At 61.2% G+C, this 16686-nt stretch carries 15 protein-coding genes and 1 pseudogene; 5 read left to right on the top strand and 11 right to left on the bottom strand.

Annotated elements, in window-relative coordinates:
* Positions 1 to 7: 7 nt before the first annotated feature.
* The 8 genes and pseudogenes from BLW00_RS19655 to BLW00_RS19620 form a co-directional block, all read right to left on the bottom strand.
* Positions 8 to 1147 carry a CaiB/BaiF CoA transferase family protein gene (locus BLW00_RS19655; protein WP_217634438.1) on the bottom strand — a complete coding sequence of 380 codons (1140 nt, stop codon included), beginning with the start codon at positions 1145 to 1147 and terminating at the stop codon, positions 8 to 10.
* Positions 1144 to 1572 (bottom strand): Zn-ribbon domain-containing OB-fold protein, encoded by a 429-nt coding sequence (locus BLW00_RS19650; RefSeq protein WP_092557438.1) that lies wholly within the window; start codon positions 1570 to 1572, stop codon positions 1144 to 1146. Before BLW00_RS19650 ends, BLW00_RS19655 begins: the two co-directional genes overlap by 4 nt.
* 1 nt (position 1573) lies before the next feature.
* The gene (locus BLW00_RS19645; protein ID WP_092557587.1) at positions 1574 to 2695 is read right to left on the bottom strand and encodes a thiolase family protein; all 1122 of its coding nucleotides are present in this window, start codon (positions 2693 to 2695) and stop codon (positions 1574 to 1576) included.
* Between the two features lie 11 nt (positions 2696 to 2706).
* Complete coding sequence (locus tag BLW00_RS19640; protein ID WP_092557436.1) at positions 2707 to 3480, bottom strand: enoyl-CoA hydratase/isomerase family protein; 774 nt, start codon at positions 3478 to 3480, stop codon at positions 2707 to 2709.
* Positions 3481 to 3493: 13 nt separating this feature from the next.
* A complete protein-coding gene (locus tag BLW00_RS19635; RefSeq protein ID WP_092557434.1) occupies positions 3494 to 4963 on the bottom strand; it encodes an aldehyde dehydrogenase in 1470 nt (489 codons plus the stop codon).
* 128 nt (positions 4964 to 5091) lie between these two features.
* Positions 5092 to 5895 (bottom strand): IclR family transcriptional regulator domain-containing protein, encoded by an 804-nt coding sequence (locus tag BLW00_RS19630; protein WP_092557432.1) that lies wholly within the window; start codon positions 5893 to 5895, stop codon positions 5092 to 5094.
* Positions 5896 to 5930: 35 nt separating this feature from the next.
* Positions 5931 to 6206: a hypothetical protein gene (locus BLW00_RS19625; protein ID WP_092557430.1), complete on the bottom strand. Its 276-nt coding sequence runs from the start codon at positions 6204 to 6206 to the stop codon at positions 5931 to 5933.
* A 23-nt stretch (positions 6207 to 6229) separates the two neighbouring features.
* Positions 6230 to 6352, bottom strand: a pseudogene (locus BLW00_RS19620) (3-oxoadipyl-CoA thiolase); the annotation flags it as partial.
* 302 nt (positions 6353 to 6654) lie between these two features.
* Between BLW00_RS19620 and BLW00_RS23115 the strand changes: the two are divergent.
* Positions 6655 to 7077: a hypothetical protein gene (locus BLW00_RS23115; protein WP_139256818.1), complete on the top strand. Its 423-nt coding sequence runs from the start codon at positions 6655 to 6657 to the stop codon at positions 7075 to 7077.
* Positions 7078 to 8041: 964 nt separating this feature from the next.
* Here the strand turns inward: BLW00_RS23115 and BLW00_RS19610 are convergent.
* Together BLW00_RS19610 and BLW00_RS23625 are read right to left on the bottom strand one after the other, a co-directional pair.
* Positions 8042 to 8869, bottom strand: coding sequence for a hypothetical protein (locus tag BLW00_RS19610; RefSeq protein ID WP_092557427.1), 828 nt, complete (start codon positions 8867 to 8869; stop codon positions 8042 to 8044).
* Between the two features lie 727 nt (positions 8870 to 9596).
* Complete coding sequence (locus BLW00_RS23625) at positions 9597 to 9773, bottom strand: hypothetical protein (RefSeq protein ID WP_175494431.1); 177 nt, start codon at positions 9771 to 9773, stop codon at positions 9597 to 9599.
* A gap of 103 nt (positions 9774 to 9876) precedes the next feature.
* Here BLW00_RS23625 and BLW00_RS23110 point away from each other — a divergent pair, with 103 nt between their 5' ends.
* Both BLW00_RS23110 and BLW00_RS19595 read left to right on the top strand, forming a co-directional pair.
* Positions 9877 to 11595: a hypothetical protein gene (locus BLW00_RS23110; RefSeq protein WP_139256817.1), complete on the top strand. Its 1719-nt coding sequence runs from the start codon at positions 9877 to 9879 to the stop codon at positions 11593 to 11595.
* A gap of 429 nt (positions 11596 to 12024) precedes the next feature.
* Complete coding sequence (locus tag BLW00_RS19595; RefSeq protein WP_175494429.1) at positions 12025 to 13557, top strand: DGQHR domain-containing protein; 1533 nt, start codon at positions 12025 to 12027, stop codon at positions 13555 to 13557.
* Positions 13558 to 13562: 5 nt separating this feature from the next.
* Here BLW00_RS19595 and BLW00_RS23105 read toward each other — a convergent pair whose 3' ends face one another.
* A complete protein-coding gene (locus BLW00_RS23105; RefSeq protein ID WP_139256816.1) occupies positions 13563 to 13769 on the bottom strand; it encodes a hypothetical protein in 207 nt (68 codons plus the stop codon).
* Between the two features lie 1151 nt (positions 13770 to 14920).
* On the opposite strand from BLW00_RS23105, the gene BLW00_RS19590 reads away from it, so the two are divergent.
* A complete protein-coding gene (locus BLW00_RS19590; protein WP_092557419.1) occupies positions 14921 to 16036 on the top strand; it encodes a DNA adenine methylase in 1116 nt (371 codons plus the stop codon).
* A gap of 342 nt (positions 16037 to 16378) precedes the next feature.
* Entirely contained in the window at positions 16379 to 16666 is a 288-nt protein-coding gene (locus BLW00_RS23100; RefSeq protein WP_139256814.1) for a hypothetical protein, read from the top strand.
* Positions 16667 to 16686: the final 20 nt, after the last annotated feature.

Below are 16686 nucleotides of genomic sequence, written 5' to 3'. Positions count from 1 at the left end.
TTCTCCGTCAGCCGTTGTCCGCACCCAGAGCGGGGGCCGCTCCCAGAATACGGGGATGCTCGCCTCCGAAGGAGATCGGGAGCCCGAGCAGAGACAGATCCGAGCCGGGAACGGCCTGCAGGTTCTGCAGGGCGGCGAACTGCGCCTCCTCCAACGCCTCCGGGATCGTGTTGACGGGAGAGGCCGGAACACCCACGGCGGAGAGCTCGTGCAGCCACTCGTCGCGCGGTCTCGTACGAACGACATCGGCGACCAGCCCGACGATCACGTCGCGGGCGGCCAAACGGTCACGGTTGCCGCGGAAACGGTCGTCGTCGATCCACTCGGGATGCCCGAGCACCGTGGCCAGCTTGCCGAAGAGCCGGTCGTTGCCCGCCGCGATCATCATGTCGCCATCGCTCGCAGCGAAGGTCTGATACGGCACCAGGTTGGGTTGTCCTGTGCCGTAGCGACGGGGGACGCGATCTTCGTTGACCCAGGCGTCGACCGGCGACATCGCCCAGGTGAGCGCGGTCTCGAACAACGAGGTGCTGACGCGGCCGCCGCGGCCGGTGAGGTCGCGTTGGCGCAAGGCGGCCAGCGCTCCGATCGCGAGCCACATCCCAGTTCCCAGGTCGCACACCGACGGTCCGACGCGCACGGGGGGATTTTCGGGGTAGCCGTTGATGCTCGACAGCCCGCTGAACGCCTGGACCAGGGGCTCGAATCCGGGCTGGTTGCGACGGGGACCGACGTGTCCGAAGGCCGACAGCTCGCAGTAGACCAGCCGGGGATGGCGGTCGGCGAGGTCGTCGTAGGTCAGGCCGAACTTCTCGATCACATCAGGACGCATGTTGTGGAGGAAGATGTCCGCCTCATCGAGCAGATCGTGCAGACGATCCCGATCTCCTGGATCATCGAGGTCGAGGGTCACGGACTTCTTCCCGCGGTTGAACTCCAAGAACACCATGGCGTCGCCGCCCTTGTGCGACGGGCCCATCCTGCGCCCGTCGTCGCCGCCCGTGGGCTTCTCGACCTTCAGCACCTCGGCGCCGAGGTCGGAGAAGATCATTCCGGCGAAGGGGCCCGCGAGCATCTGCCCGAGTTCCACCACCTTCACCCCGGCGAGCGGTGTGGTGGGGTCGTCAAGGGATCTGGTGTCGTTCACGTGGTGTCTCCGTCTTCGGGAACTTGCTCGATGGGTACGAATCGCGGCACGGCAGTGTCTCCCTCGGACTCGATCACCAGTCGTACCGGGTGGTCGATCCTGAGCTGCGTCGGGTCGAAGTCGCCGACGAGATTGGACATCAGTCGTGGTCCTTCAGCGAGTTCGATGAGGGCGACGACGTAGGGGAGGCGGTCTGCCCACAGGTCGTTGTAGGCGTGGTTGTAGACCACCCAGCTCAGGGCGACGGCATCGCCGGTGGACGCTTCGAAGCGCCAATCCGCAGCGAGGCAGCTGGGGCACTCGCGGGAGACGGGAAGCCAGGCGTGGTCGCACTGTCTGCACCGGCCGAAGGTCAGACGACCCTCGGAGAGGTTCTGCCAGTATTCGACGGCGGGGTCGGGTGCTTCGGGGAGTTTCGGTGTCATCTCACTGTCCCAGGATCATGGCCGAATGGGTCTGCATCGCGCCGCCCTGGCCCGTGACGAGCGCTTTCCTGGCCCCGGATATCTGCAGATTGGCGGTTCCGCGCAGCTGCCGGACGGCCTCGACGATCAGCTGCATGCCCGGCATACCGGTCTCCGAGAGAAGACCACCGGAGGTGTTCACGGGCAGGTCGCCCGTCAGGGCGATCCGGCCCTCCTCGACGAACCGGCCGCCGGTGCCCTTCGCGGTGAACCCGCAGTCCTCGATCGCCGTGATGACGGTTGGAGTGAAGCAGTCGTAGAACTGGGCGACGTCGATGTCGGATGGGCGGAGGCCGGCCATCGCGAAGGCGCTCGCCGCCGCGACCGCTAGTCCGGTCCTTGTGAGATCGGGCCGAGACGGCGACGTGAGACCCTGGCCGAAGCCGAGGATGGGAACGGGGCGCTCCACACCCACTTCGGCCGCCGTCTTCTCGGTCATCAGGACGAGGGCTGCTCCGCCGTCGCTGATGAGGGCGCAGTCGTCGCGTCGGAGCGGGTCGACCACCATCCGGCCGTCGAGGTAGTCGTCCAGCGTCAGCGGTCTCTGCAATTGAGCGGCGGGGTTGCGGGCGCCGTTGCCCCGGATGGTGACGGCGACGTGCCCGAGCTGCTCGGGGGTGGTGCCGTGCTGTAGCATGTGCCGGCGGGCGAACAGGGCGAAGTAGGCCATCGTCGAGTACCACCCGAAGAGGTTGTCCTCGGCGTTCCGCGCGCGGGCGTAGGTGGCCCGACTCCCGGTCTTCGGGTTGTCGGCGAAACCGATCACCGCGACCTTGCACTGGCCGGCGGCCAAGGCGTAGGAGGCGAAGTTTACGAGCGAGATGTTCGCGGCTCCGCCCTGGTCCCAGGCTCCGGAGATGCCGAGGCCCTTCAGCCCGAGCGCCTCCGCGATCTTCGCCCCGTACAGCGTCTCCGAGAACGATGTCGGCGGCTTCACGAACAAGGCGTCGACGACATCGCGCTCCACGCCCGCATCGGCGAGCGCGTTGGCCGTGGCCTCAACGGTCATCGACACCGTCGAGCGCCCCGGGAGTGAACCGAAGGCGGTGTGACCGATTCCGGCGATCACGATCCGTTCGCCCATGACGTCGCGCCTCACTCGCCGCGGAAGACGGCGGGACGCTTCTCGGCGAAGGCCTTCCCGCCCTCGGCGACGTCGGTGGTGTTGCGGAGTGTGCGCTGGATCAGCTGCTCGAAACGCAGGCCCGTCGCGATGTCGACGTCTTGGCTGCGGATCGCCAGCTCCTTCGTCGCCTGCACGGCCAGCGGGGCGTTCGCCGAGATCCGGTGGGCGTAGTCCAAGGCCGTCTCGAGCAGGTCGGCCCGCGGTACGACCTTGTTAATCAGCCCCCAGCGCAGTGCCTCCTCGGCACTGAGCTTGTCACCCACGAGCAGCAGCTCCATGGCGATCGCGTACGGCAGCTGTCGCAGCGCCCGCTGCGTTCCGCCGTTGGCGGCGATGAGGCCGCGCTTGACCTCTGAGATGCTGAACATCGCCGTGTCGACGGCCACGCGGATGTCGGTGGCGAACAGCAGAGTCATCCCGCCGCCCACGCAGTACCCGTTGACGGCGGAGATCACAGGCTTCCAGACCTCGAGTCCGCGATTGAGCAATTGCCCTCGCTGGGTCAGCCACAGGTCGGCGTAGGGCTCCTGGCGACCGGCGAAGGTCTTGAGATCCGCCCCCGCGGTGAAGGACTTCTCACCGGCACCGGTGATGATGGCCGCCCGGATGTCGTTGTCGTCCCGCACTCGGGTCCACGCCTCGGAGAGGCCGGCGTAGTGCTCGGCGTCCATGGCGTTGTGACGCTCCGGGCGGTTGATCGTGATGACGGCGGCGTTGCCGTCCAGGTCGAAATCGATGGACATTCCCCAGCCTCTCTCAGCGCTTCACGAACGGATTGGCGACGTCGAGATCACTCGAGATCCAGACGCACTTGGTCTCGAGGTATTCCTTGATGGCCTCCTGACCGCTCTCGCGACCCACACCCGACTGCTTGAAGCCCCCGAAGGGCGAGGTGAAGCTCGTGGCCCGGTAGTTGTTGACCCAGATCGTTCCGGCCTTGAGCTTGTCCGTTAGGAGCATCGCTCGCCGCAGGCTCCTGGTCCAGACGGCGCCGGCAAGGCCGAAGACGACGTCGTTCCCGATCCGGATGGCGTCTTCCTCGTCTTTGAACGGGATCACGGACAGAACCGGGCCGAACACCTCCTCCTGGGCGATGCGCATGCCGTTCTCGACCCCGGTGAAGATGGTCGGTTCGATGAACTGACCGGATCCGATGTCCGGACGCGCTCTGCCCCCGGCGACGCAGGTCGCACCTTCGGAGGTGGCGATGTCGATGTAGCGCAGGATCTTGTCGAACTGCGGCCGGTTGGCCACCGGGCCGATCTGGGTGTCGGCCGCTGCAGGGTCCCCAAGCGTGATGTCGGCGACGTACGCGACGAGCCGCTCCACGAACTCGTCGTGGATCGACTCCTGCACGAGCAGGCGGGAACCCGCCTGACAGCTCTGCCCGGTCGCCGCGAAGATGCCGGCGATGGCACCCTTGAGGGCCTGATCGAGGTCGGCGTCGTCGAAGATGATGTTCGGCGACTTGCCACCGAGCTCCAAGGTCACGGTCTTCAGATGCGAGGCCGCCGAGGAGTAGATGCGACGCCCGGCCTCCCCGCCTCCGGTGAAGCCGATGTGCGCGACATCCGGATGCACCACCAGCGGCTCACCGACTTCCGCTCCGAACCCGGTCACGGCATTAATCACGCCGGGCGGGAAGCCTGCCTCTTCGAACAGGCTCACCAGCTCCAGGGTCGAGGCGGAGGTGAACTCGCTCGGTTTGACCACGACGGTGCACCCGGCTGCGAGAGCGGGAGCGATCTTCCAGCTGGCGAGGGAGAGTGGCGAGTTCCAGGGAGTGATGATGCCGATCACGCCCTTCGGCTCGTACTTCGTGTAGGTGAAGACGCCCGCTTTGTCGGTGGGGATCACACGACCCTCGACCTTGTCGGCCAGGCCGGCGTAGTAGTGGAAGTAGTCGCTCATGTACCGTGCCTGCACGAGGGCCTCGGCGAAGAGCTTGCCGTTGTCTGTCATCTCGATCTGTGCGAGATGCGGTGCCTTCTCCCGTACCAGGTCGGCCAGTCCGCGGAGCAGTCTGCCGCGATCGGTCGCACTGAGCGCTCCCCATTCGCCCTCTCCGGCCTGCTTCGCAGCAGCGACGGCGAGATCAACGTCGATCCCGTCGCCGCGGCTGATCATGGCCCATGGCTCGCCCGTGAAAGGGTTCTCGGTCGAGAAATGCTCCCCGGAGTGGGGGGACACTTCCTCGCCGTTGATGTAGTGCCCGTAGTGACGCATGTGTCCCTGCCGTTTCGTAGGTGTGAATCAAACCCAGGTACACGCTATCAGTCTGAGCGCATTGCGTACAGGTGTGCGAAATGCGCACACCTGTAAGCGCGCCCCGGCTCCGGTCGACCTCCGGTACGTCATCGAAGGTCGCGGTGCTCCAGCTCTGCCGAGACTGCCCGGGCGGTGGCCAGAAGCGGGGCGCGGAACTCCGCGACCAGGTCGACGGCCGCGACCCGGTTGGCGGAGGAGGAGATGTTTATCGCCGCTACCACCCGACCGGCGCGCGAGACCGGCGCGGCGATGGAGAGCAGCCCGATTTCCAGGGCCTCCTGATCGACCATCGCCCACCCCTGCTCGCGCACGCGGTCGATCTCAGCGTGGAGCGCGTCTTTGCTCCTGATTGTGCGCTCGGTGAGCTGTCGCAGAGTCAACCCGGCCAACATCTCGTTCAGCTCGCGGTCGGGCAGGGCCGCGAGGAGCACTCGCCCCATGGCGGTGGCGTAGGCGGGCAGGCGGGTGCCGATGTCGATGGAGAGCGACACGGTGCGGCGGGCGGATACGCGAGCGACGTAGACGATGTCGGTGCCGTCCAGGAGCGACGCGGAGGTCGATTCTCCCACCGAGCGTGAGAGCGCCTCCAGATGGGGTTGAGCTGCTTCGGGGATCGACGTGGAGCCGAGGAAGCTGAAGCCGAGCTCAAGCACCTTCGGAGTCAGCGAGTACAGTCCGTCCGTGCCGCGTACGTAGCCGAGCCGTTCCAGGGTGAGAACGAGGCGTCGCGCGGTGGCGCGCGTCAGCGAGGTCGCACGGGCGACGTCAGCCAAGGACACCTGCGAATGCTGAGTTCCCATCGCCGTGATCACGGAGAGCCCCTTCGCGAGCGACTGCACGAAGAAGGGGCTCTCCTCGAGGTCGGACGCGTCGTCATCGAAGTCGCTCATGCCTACATCTTCGCATCACGGCTGACACGAGGCGCTTAGATAAGCTCCACGTGCGCCGTCACCGTGCGGGCCGGGTCGTCAGCCCACCCTTTGCTCGTGGCGTAGCCGATCATCGCAGAGAGGCGAGCCAGTCCACTCGCAGGGCGACCTGGCCGTCTCCGGCGGCGAAGCCGATCTTTATGCGCCTCGAGGGGCAGGCCAGCCGGGATGAGTGCATTCCTCGGTTGCTCGACGTGCAGGTCATCAAAGCGTTCCGGCTCGAGCAACTCGACGGGTTCGGTCAGCGAACGACCACTGGCCATGACGATCACGAATCACTCCTTATTCTGTTGAATCAGCGTTCGAGCACGACGGCGAGGCCCTGGCCGACACCGATGCAGATGGCGGCGACGGCGACGCCGCCGCCTCGGCGGGCGAGTTCGTGGGCGGCGCGGACGACGATACGGCCGCCCGCGGCGCCGAGGGCGTGCCTCGCACCTCACCGATAAACCTCAACGACAATGGAGTCAACGCAGTCGGTCACAGAGTGGAGGTGCGGCGCAAGGGCTGCATGCGTTTCGGAGTGGCGCAGGTGACGGTCATCATCTGCATCGGCCGTTAGCGCCCGCCAGCTGAGTTCCAAATCCGGCACCGCTGATAATGTACCTTATGACAAGTAAAACGGACAGTTGCGGCAGAGGCACGACGATTCCCTTGACACGATCGCTACTCTCTCTGCATGGCTGCATAGCTAACTAGGCGGACTCTACGGTCTTCGTGGTGACTCACATCGACTCTCCGGGCCCGAACTTCAGGAAGCCGGGGCTCCTGCTGATGCTTGTCGGCGCAGGCATGTTCAAGCCCTCCGCGATCCTGATGGCAGCAGCGCTGTTCGACACTCCGAGCTATCGCGTTCTATTCCCGACCGCCGACAACCCGGATGCGTACGCCGCCAATCAGCGAGAGTTCGCCGACTACTTCCACGCGATCACCCACTCGCTGATCGAGTTCGACGAAGGTCCGCTGTCGAGCGATGCAGAGTCGTTCCGGCCTCATCGTAGAAGACCCGCCCTGCAAGGCGGGTTTTTCATTGGCCATATTAACCTCCGGGATTGCTACAGACATTCAGAGAACTCGAAGGTTCGCAAAAATGGGTGTTTTTTGAATGCACCCAAGCGGAGGTGGTCTAGACCCACTACTTGAAAAACGAGCATTCTTGGCATGTCAGAGCAGTTCGTAGGGGGGCAAGACGTTCGATACACGGCTGTGGGGCCGGAATTTGATCCACAGTTTGCAACTTCAATGAGCTGTGTCAGGGACCCTTGGTATCCTTCAGGTAGCAAAAGAAAAGATCTCAGTTGATTCAACTGAGATCTAGTCTTCGATCAGCGGCGGCAACCGCTGGTCATGCATCAATTCCGTTCTCCAGTCAAGTCGAAAGGTTAGATACATGAATAATGGTAGCCCCGATGTGCCGGGCCCCGAAACCCGCCGCTCACATACGAGGTCGTTTTTCAGGCCTATATTTCGCCGCAGGTGGTTAGGGTTGGTCAATGTCGCCGCACTCGTCAGGTTGGTCACTGCCCTCCTGTACGCATGGCTAGAGTCCTGCAAAGACGGTCTGATCGATGCTCGGGCCTGTCTGCCCGGCTTCGATCTCCTGCCTTCAACACCGTAGAAGTTTTATGGACCCCGCTTACGTGAGCCAGGGACTGTGACGTAAGCGGGGTCGAGGGTTGGCCTACTGGCCGGGGCGGGAATCTCTTCCCACGCCCGCGGAGTCCGTCGGGGGTCAGGGTTGGCGAGGCCACCCTTGATGGTGGGCGACAGCATGTTGAACTTCGCGAGCATGACGACGATGGACCGGGTTTCCCCGTTTTCGATCTCGAGGTGCACGAGATCACCGCGCTGAGCAGACCCTTCACTGCGTCCGGCTGGGCATCGAACTATACGGGCTCTTCGAGGTCTGGGTGTTGACGAACAACGACAGTGGCCAACTCCTCCCCAGCCGCCTTCGCCCCCGGACAAATCCGAGACGCGAATGGATTTGAATGCCATTCTTGATAGGCGGAATTACCTAGCGGAGACAGTCACAATAAGACATATCCACGAAGAACAATTGTGACCTCCTTGCCTACTTCAGGAGATCGACTGCATCTAGTGATGTCTATTGGAGGTCACGCGACGGTTCTTCGATCTGGAGTTGCTGACTCGACTCGTCAAACTCGATGGCTTCTCGCGCTGTGGCTTGATGCGCATTCCACTCATCAGCCTGTTTCATGCGCTTCTTGTATTCCCTCTCGGCGCGCTTGTCCAACTTATGTCCGTCGCGCGAGAACACTTTCAGACCCCCGCGGCTCGCGCTCTCTGTCCACTTCTTTTGGTTCGCTCGGATGTCACGAACCGCCTCTGCGATGTCGTGCACACCCCGTCTAACAATCCAGTGCCGCATCTTGTAGATGGACCAATCAAGCACGATGTCGGTGGACAGCTCTTTGCCATTCACACCGAGGTAAGTAACCGATCCTGTGTGCATATCTGGGAGAGTCGTGTCACGGCGATACCTGCCAAAGTCCCAAACCGTGCTCCAGTGTTGACCTGGAGCTAGTGCTGGTATCAGGTCTGGGTAGCCCACTTCCTGGATCACACCCCCGCCATTACTCGACTGCGGTTTTGGCTCAATAGTCACCCGGACATCACGGGCGATCGTGGTTCCGTAATTCCTGATGACTAGATTCAGGATCTCGGGCGTTCCATCGACACCCTCCATTGTCACGACAACATACGGCTGCGACTTCTCAAGTTCGAGACTCTTTGCCTGCTCCCTCGCGGCAGAAGCCTCCTTGAGCTGCCCTCTCGCGTAGATGATCGCGACAACCGCCACGACCGCCGTTACTACCGCTGCGGCCGCACCTATCCAATCCGTCAAGCTGGGACCGGCCTCGACGGCTCTCAGGAGCCGTTCTATCGCGTATTCGAACTCATCGAGGGTCATTCCCACATCCTGGCAGAGCAGCTCTCAGTGGGACGCTCAATGGGTGTAGTGTCACGACGCTCACGTTCACCTCGCCTCGGCGCAGAACTTCGTGGCCCAGCTCCCCACGGTGGCCCTCGCCGACCCGTCATGGTCCAGGACGAGAAGTACCAACTCCGCTCCTGTGAAACAGACCCTATCGTTGTGGTGATCTCTCGTGAAGACCCACCGTTCAGATCGATCACGCGATCCATATCGCTCACTACCTCCATCAAGCGAGGTGCCGGCGAGTAGACTCCGCCGGCAAGTTCGACTAACGCAGAAGACTCACTGAAATGTCCACCTGATGATCAACCCCATTGATGGGGCGTATGCCGCGATTGTGCCGATCGCTTCAAGGCGAAGGTCGGCATCTCGGTAGTGGATGACCAACGAGTCGTCGGAGATCGTGACGCTCGCCCACGTAGTTCGCCTGAGTGCTGGTGGAGTGCTCGAAGACCTATGACGTCACTTCAGATCCGAACCGCACCCCAATCGCTTGCCTCCGTTGCCGGTCGGGTCGTATTGATACACCCCCGTATCCGAAATGCTCTGGCGACGATGATGGCACTGGATCCCCGAGCCCCCAAGTGAGGGTTACGCTGTCGGCTCCCTCCTCGATTAGGACGGATTTCATGACACGGAGAACTGCAACCTCAGCCATGACCACAACTTTGGGGCAGCCCCCGAGCCTTCCATGGCGACCGTCTCATGATGACCCTCGCAGTCGTTCGACAGCTGCCTCGGGCGAGTTAGATGCGCCAAAGCCGTCGATCAAACCGGATTGCAGATTGTCATCGGCATGGCTCAGCCGGTACCCATCGAATTCCCGCTCGATCCGCCACGGTGTTTCGACGAGCGCACCGTCGACCTCCTGGACGACCATGTAGTTGTCGTCCTCGATTCCGCGGGCAAGAAAGAGCCCTCAACGAGTATGCATCGTGGCGTGTAACTGATCACCGACTTCCGGGAGTCACTACGATTCACCCATGCCGCGCGTTGCAGATCCGATCGATTTCGAATTGATACTCACGCCCAATCCTGAGGCGCCGGAGGGACTTCGTGTCGTCGCCGAGCAGTATTGGGAGTTCGAAGGTATTGACCCCGACACCGACGAGATCTGGTGGACGAGAAAGACCAGCGTCATCGACTACAAGCCATGGTCAGGAACTGCCTACTACGCCGCTGCAGCAGGAGTTCAGGCGCTATCCCCGACTTTTGCATGTTCCAATTGCGAGAAGCCACTCACCTTGTCGTCTCGTCAGACGCTGGCTGATGCGCGGCGGGGATCATCCGTGCAATGCCGTAACTGCAATGGCACGGTAAACGATCGGTCTGCTGCGATCCTCAATCCGAATGCTCTCGCGAAACGCGCGCGTCGTCTCGAGGACGAGCGAGTCTCGCGAGATGCATACGAAGCAAAGATTGCGGAACGTCAGCAAGCGCGTGAGCAGGAACAGCGACTAGTCGAGGCTCGGCGCAATGTCGTAGAGGCCGAGTATCCGGCTGAACTTGACGACGGAGGGAACGCCCTAGCAAACGCCACTCTCCGCGCAAAGGTCGGGGCGCTCGCCGCAATTCATGCGTTCGAGACGCCTTCGGGTCTGGTCTATCCCGTGAAGTATGACGCCACTCTCGCGCCCAGCTTCGAAACGTCCCGAGAACTCTTTGTTGCTGCATTTCGGGCGAAACTTTTTCTCATTCATCCGACTTCTGCACCGTCGGCGTTTGTGTGGGACGACGAGGACCCGCTGGCGATGACTGGATCGTTCTATCCGGAACAAGCGAGATTTGTTGCTCCTGGAGAAGGTCTGCTTACGAGGCGCCTCGAAGATCACTCGAGCGGATTACGATCGGCGCTCGATGTCGAGTCGCTCTGGTCGACTGACCGACGCGACCTCATTGCACTCTCGGTAGAGCTCGTTGCCGACGAGGCGATCCGCTATTTCAGCTATTTCATGATGTCGCTGAACCTCCCGGACCCTGCGGTCGCGCACCTTGAGACACTGCGTTCACATACGGCAAAGGCTGCAACGAAATTTCCACTAGGGCAGATCTACCGAATGGCGTGGTCATCTTCGCGCGACGCATTAGCCGCTCATGAGCGGAATCGAGGGATGAGCAAAGACAACGCGGCCACCCATGCAGTCAATCGATTCGGACAATGGGTTCAGCGTGCGCTCGACAATCCCGACAGTCTCGGAGAACCATTCAATGAAGACACGCTCAACCTTCCGCTGAGCGCTGCCACTGACATCGTGTTCCGCGTCGTCCTCGGAATGCAGCCGATGCGCGCAACGCCAAGCGAAGTGATTGACGCGCTCGGCGGTTCTCCGGATCAACAACTGCGCCGGGAGTGTGATTGGCGAATACCGGAGCGAACGGGGCTGATCGAGTGGCTTCGGACGGACCAGAGCTGGACTGGGCAGGCGTTCCGCGAAGCTCTCGAGCGCGTTGCCGATGAACAACCTTCCTTGTGCGCACCTGGCTGCGCCCACGAAAGAGCTTCCACAGTGGCTTACCAGTGTGGCCAGGCGTACGACCGCATGGTTTCTCGTCTCGGCGAGCAAGACTCAACGCTCGCGGTTGCAGAATCGACGCTGATCGGAAACAAGTCGCCGTACGACGGTCTGACCGGAAATCTTGTGCTTGCCAAGGTGCTTGTCGAATTGGGCTGGGTTGCGGTCGATGAGGCCGGCGAGGAATAGACCCGACGCCCGTTCTCATCTTGCAGGTGTTGACGAATAGACAACGAGCATCGACGTTCCTGAACGATTGTTCAAACTCGGTCATCCACCCGTTGTCGGGCTGCGGTGGCGAAGAATCCAGCCCGGGTTTATCCGCCGATTCCGATGAGGAGCTCACCATGAGTGAGAGCAGTCCCGTGGCCGGCACGACCAGGACCATGAGTCCCGTGCGTAATCTCTCAGTGCGCATGAGCGAAGACCGGCGGGCAGGCGCAGACCGTTTGCGACAGCCGCGACAGCCGCGACAGCCTTGTGTAGCTAGCCGTTACACGAAGATTGAAAGTTATGGTCGATGCCGTAACCGAGAACTGACGACCAGAGTTAAGTGGCGCACGTACGCAGATTCGACGAATGCACCGCCGAGAGATCCGGCACCTCTACTATGAAGTCATGCCCAAGGATGAACAGCCCAAGGACAAGCAGCCGAGCATTCCTGCACTCCCCGTTCGTCAGTGGTTGAGAACTTGGGAAGAGATCAAGTTCGACGAGTCACAGCATCGGCGACGGCCACCCGAACAGTTTTACGTTGCGTCCATTCGAGCCAACCAACTCCGAGCGCTCTGCGACATTCATCGTCGTTCTTCGTCCCACAAGGGGTCGAGAAAAAGTGATCTCGGTGTTCAGCGAAGACACAATGAAGAACGAAGCGAGGAAATCGCTGAATTTGTTCAACATGGGTTCCCCTGGTCTGCGTTGTCGGGTGCTGATCGTCGCTCTGGACGGTACGACGATCTAAAGAAGCCAGGATGGTTGCCGACCGCGATTGTGGTGAACGTCTTGTTGCCTGACGACGTTCGAGAAGGCGGTGCAGTTGCCCCCAATGACATCGTAAAGATTTCGCAGACGGGAACGTTCGCGGAAATCACGCTGCCAGAAGGTATGAGCAGCAATTGGAAGCCCAAGCAGACGGCGCCCGTCGAGGTCATTGATGGTCAGCATCGTCTTTGGGCCTTCGACGAAAATACCGACGAAGACTTCGAGTTGCCCGTGGTCATATTCCACGGACTTGACGTCAGTTGGCAGGCGTACCTCTTCTACACAATCAACATCAAGCCGGCCAAGATCAACACTTCCCTTGGGTTCGATCTCTACCCGTTGCTGCGAACCGAGGACTGGCTCGAGCATGCGGGTGGTCCTACCATTTACCGCGAGTCCCGAGCCCAGGAATTGACGGAAGCGCTGTGGTCCTATCCAAAGAGCCCGTGGCATCAGCGAATCGACATGCTAGGTGACGGCGGACGCAGGTCGGTCACGCAGGCCGCATGGATTCGCTCGCTATTGTCGACCTTCGTCAAGAAATGGGAGAGCAACCGGGTGCCTATTGGAGGCCTCTACGGCGCGCCCGCAGGAGCTGATCAGGCGGTGCTTCCCTGGACACGATCCCAACAGGCCGCGTTCTTGATTGCAGCCTGGTCACATCTGCGCGACGAAATCGCAGTAACCGAGGCACCGTGGGCGGCCGCCCTTCGTGAAGAATATCCGGAGGCTGATGGTGATGTTGCGTTCGCCGGCCCAACAACCCTCCCTAATACAGATCAGGGCGTGCGAGCAGTACTCTCGGTGTTGAACGACCTGTCGTTCGTTCGTGCGGACGAATTGGATCTGAGGAACTGGCCGGCGAGCGACTTTGCTGAAGGCACATCAGAGATTGGGCTCAGCGAGAGCCTTAGGTCGCTCTCGACCTTGAGAGCTAATAACTTCCTGCGGGAAATCGCGACTGAACTTGCTTCATATGACTGGAGAACTTACGGCGCCCCGGGGCTGACCGATTCACAACGCAGCTCCAAGGCGCGGTTCCGCGGAAGCACTGGTTATCGGGAGCTGCGTCAGGATGTTCTCTCTCATCTCGCCAACGGCCGGAACGAACAAATCGCCGAAGTTGCATCGGAAGTGCTATCGATGCTGGGTCTGGACCGTCGATGACCCAATCAGGGACGGGAGTGAATGTAAGCCTTAGCGCTGCCGCCCAGAATGACCTCGCGCTTGCCAGTGCTCAGGCGGTCGTAGACACTTACGCCAAGCTCGATCGGTACTTCAGGAAGGATCGCTGGCTTGGAGCACAAAATTCCTATCGCCGCGATACGGTCATGGCAATAAAAAATGATGTCACGAATGGCGGCGTCAACCAGAAGCACCTAGCGGAGTACATTGCTGCTTCGGCGCCACTTCACGCTTCGGACGGTTGGAGCTTTCTGGGACGGGCGATGCAATCGCATCTCGCAGGTGACACTGGAGCAGCTCGTCATCTCGCGTACTACGCAGAGCTCCGAGCGGCGATGTCAATCCTTGCAGCCCACGGCGTTGGAGTGTTCGACAAACAGCACTTCGTTGTCACGAGCCCCACGTCAGTCACCAAGGTCAGTGGTGCGGGAGCTACGCACACATTTACTTGGCAGGCGCTTCAGTGGTGGTCAACAAAGCCTGGTTCGTGGTCATTGGTGGGAGACGTCATTCGCCCATACGGGCGAAACCTGAGCGAATGGCTCGGAGCAGCCCCTAAGTACTCCGGCTGGGGTCCGATCGCGACGAGCTGGATCGAATCTCTCGGTCTCGACATTCAACGGGTTGCTAACGACCAATTCTCGCGAAATGAAGCCAGCTACCGCCCAAACCGAGTAGTGGAACCAGATCTCGTCGACACGTCGGCGAGTGCTCGGTTCGCCATTAACTTGTGGCGCGCCCTTGAGCCCGGACCCAATGGGTTTCCAAACCTTGACCTACATTTGCTCCGAGTGACCTTCGAGCGAGCATTTGAGGCCGTAGAAGGAGCTGGGCCCACTGCACGCCCCGGGCCATTCGCAGCCGCGGCGAACGCAATAGCGAAGGTCGCGGGTGTCGGCCAGACAAGCTCAAGAACGGCTAACTTTTTGATGCGCTCACAGCAGCCGCTGGATCTAGACATCCTCCGGAACGCTGCACAGGACAGCGCCTCCTCTGACCGTTCCCACCACATGCACGTGATGTCACGCGCAGCGCTTCTCTTAGTTCTCGCAACCACAGCGTCTCGTCGACTCATCGAGGACGCAGGATCGGGCCTAGACGATACGTCGTTCTGGTGGGAAGCATTGGGTGTTGAACGAGGTATCTGGCGCACGGCACCCGCTACGAATGACCTACGCGACTTCTGGGAAGACATAAGTGATGAACTTGACGTCGTTGAGGACTGGCTCGATCGAGATGTGGGCAATTACACGAGTTTGGACTTAGCTGCAGCGTGCCCACGAATTTTCAGCCGCCTCGCTCAGTTCGAGCTGCCAGGACTGTGGGGAATGTCGGCGTGAAGTACATGGGATCCAAACGGTCTCAGTTGCAGAACGGCCTGGGTCTCCAGCTCCAGAAGGTCCTCAAGCCTGGCGACCGATTTGTCGACTTGTTCTCGGGGTCTGGCGCCGTCGCAATGTTCGCCTCACAGATACTGCCGGTTCATGTCACGGCGGTGGATTTGCAGATGTACGCAGTGGCCCTCAGTGGCGCCGTGGTTCGGCGAACAGTGCCCCTCGACCCAGGCAAGTTCGGCTCGAAGTGGACTAGTCGGGCGAGCGAGCTAATCGAGCGAGACGCCTCGGTGGCTCTTGAGCGCAGGATGCTTAGCGAAGCGCTCGACGCGGAAAAGGTCCAGGCGCTCCGGGAGATCGCAACTCAGCACAGTGATGTCTTCGTTCGCTCGTACGGGGGGCACTATTTCAGCATTGAGCAAGCTCTCGCGATAGGCACGTTGCGAGCCAATTTGCCGACCAAACCGACTGAGGCGGAAGCCGCACTTGCCGCCCTCATCTCATCCTCTAGTCGCAGTTCGGCGTCACCGGGACATACCGCGCAACCATTCCAGCCAACGAAGAATGCCCTACCTCACATCGACGCGATCTGGCGAAGGAATCTGCTCAAGGAAGTGGCCTCGTCACTCGACGGCATTACTAGTCAGCACGCACAAGTCGAAGGACGGGCCGTACAGGCCGACGCAAATGAGTTCGCACAGAACCTCGAGGGCAACGAGGTCGTGTTCCTGGATCCACCCTATTCCGCCGCTCAGTACAGCCGGTTCTACCATGTGTTGGAAGCCGTTGCGGTGGGGGGCTATACCGACGTGTTCGGTGCGGGTCGGGCACCTCATATCTCGGATCGAAGTCGTTCGGAGTACAGCATGGTTAGCACTGCCAGGGCGAGCCTAGGACGCCTGCTCGAGACCCTCGCCGATCGAAGTTGTCGAGTTATAGCAACATTCCCCCAAGGCAGAGCCAGCAATGGAATGTCTGGCATGGATATCGTCGCCGATGCACGGCAATGGTTTGAGGTGGATTCTTCAGTTTCACGCGCAACCTTCAGCACCATGGGTGGCAACGGTTCCGGTAGATCAGCTCGTCACCAGGCCCAAGAGATGATCATCACCATGTACCCCAAGTGAGAACCACCGGACATTGCACGTCACATCCGCCGCTGACCTGCCAAACACCCGAACGTGCCTGTCTCGAACGCAAAATCGAACTCGCGTTCAACTTCAGGAGTTCGAGCCGCCCTCGTTTGAGACGTCGATATTCGGAGGCCCGATCTACTCGACGGACACATCTGGACAAGGCCTTCACGGCTGACTTGCGCACTAAGGTGGCGGCTGCGCTTGACGACACGCGGATGGCAGACCGCGCATTGCGGGAGACATTAACTAAAGCAACTCTACTTGCGAGCTCGCGACTGATGAGTTGAAGGCACGTCTAGCGACGATTACCTTGGACCGCCAAGCAAGATGCTCTTGACCAATCTGGACATGCTCGAACACCCAGAAGAGCTGTACAAGGGTGCGCCGGATCCGATTCGCAGACAACTCCTGGATGCATTCTTCAACCCCGTTCACCTCGCCGCAAATGTCGCCATCTCCGCGATAGGTGAGAGTTGGCGGGCTGTTCGAGAACTCGAAGCCGCCGCGGAGGCTCACCGCGAATCTCGGGCCGATAAGAACAGCAGGAGCCCCGGCCTCTCGGCGGGAAATCCTGCGGTTTATGCCTCTGTTGGCTCACTCGCGGACTTTCTCGGCCCTTAGGTTTGAGACAGACGACTTTG

The organism is Herbiconiux ginsengi, assembly GCF_900107435.1.
Lineage (GTDB): Bacteria > Actinomycetota > Actinomycetes > Actinomycetales > Microbacteriaceae > Herbiconiux > Herbiconiux ginsengi.
The sequence above is the reverse complement of the archived record's forward strand: the minus strand, read 5'-3'. Positions and strand labels throughout refer to the sequence as shown.

Excerpts from the sequence above, each read along its gene's own strand:
- BLW00_RS19645 (WP_092557587.1), bottom strand. The coding sequence starts at position 2,695 with ATGGGCGAACGGATCGTGATCGCCGGAATCGGTCACACCGCCTTCGGT.
- BLW00_RS19640 (WP_092557436.1), bottom strand. The coding sequence starts at position 3,480 with ATGTCCATCGATTTCGACCTGGACGGCAACGCCGCCGTCATCACGATC.
- BLW00_RS19630 (WP_092557432.1), bottom strand. The coding sequence starts at position 5,895 with ATGAGCGACTTCGATGACGACGCGTCCGACCTCGAGGAGAGCCCCTTC.
- BLW00_RS19635 (WP_092557434.1), bottom strand. The coding sequence starts at position 4,963 with ATGCGTCACTACGGGCACTACATCAACGGCGAGGAAGTGTCCCCCCAC.
- BLW00_RS19650 (WP_092557438.1), bottom strand. The coding sequence starts at position 1,572 with ATGACACCGAAACTCCCCGAAGCACCCGACCCCGCCGTCGAATACTGG.
- BLW00_RS19610 (WP_092557427.1), bottom strand. The coding sequence starts at position 8,869 with ATGACCCTCGATGAGTTCGAATACGCGATAGAACGGCTCCTGAGAGCC.
- BLW00_RS23110 (WP_139256817.1), top strand. The coding sequence starts at position 9,877 with ATGCCGCGCGTTGCAGATCCGATCGATTTCGAATTGATACTCACGCCC.
- BLW00_RS19590 (WP_092557419.1), top strand. The coding sequence starts at position 14,921 with ATGGGATCCAAACGGTCTCAGTTGCAGAACGGCCTGGGTCTCCAGCTC.
- BLW00_RS23625 (WP_175494431.1), bottom strand. The coding sequence starts at position 9,773 with ATGGTCGTCCAGGAGGTCGACGGTGCGCTCGTCGAAACACCGTGGCGG.
- BLW00_RS19595 (WP_175494429.1), top strand. The coding sequence starts at position 12,025 with ATGCCCAAGGATGAACAGCCCAAGGACAAGCAGCCGAGCATTCCTGCA.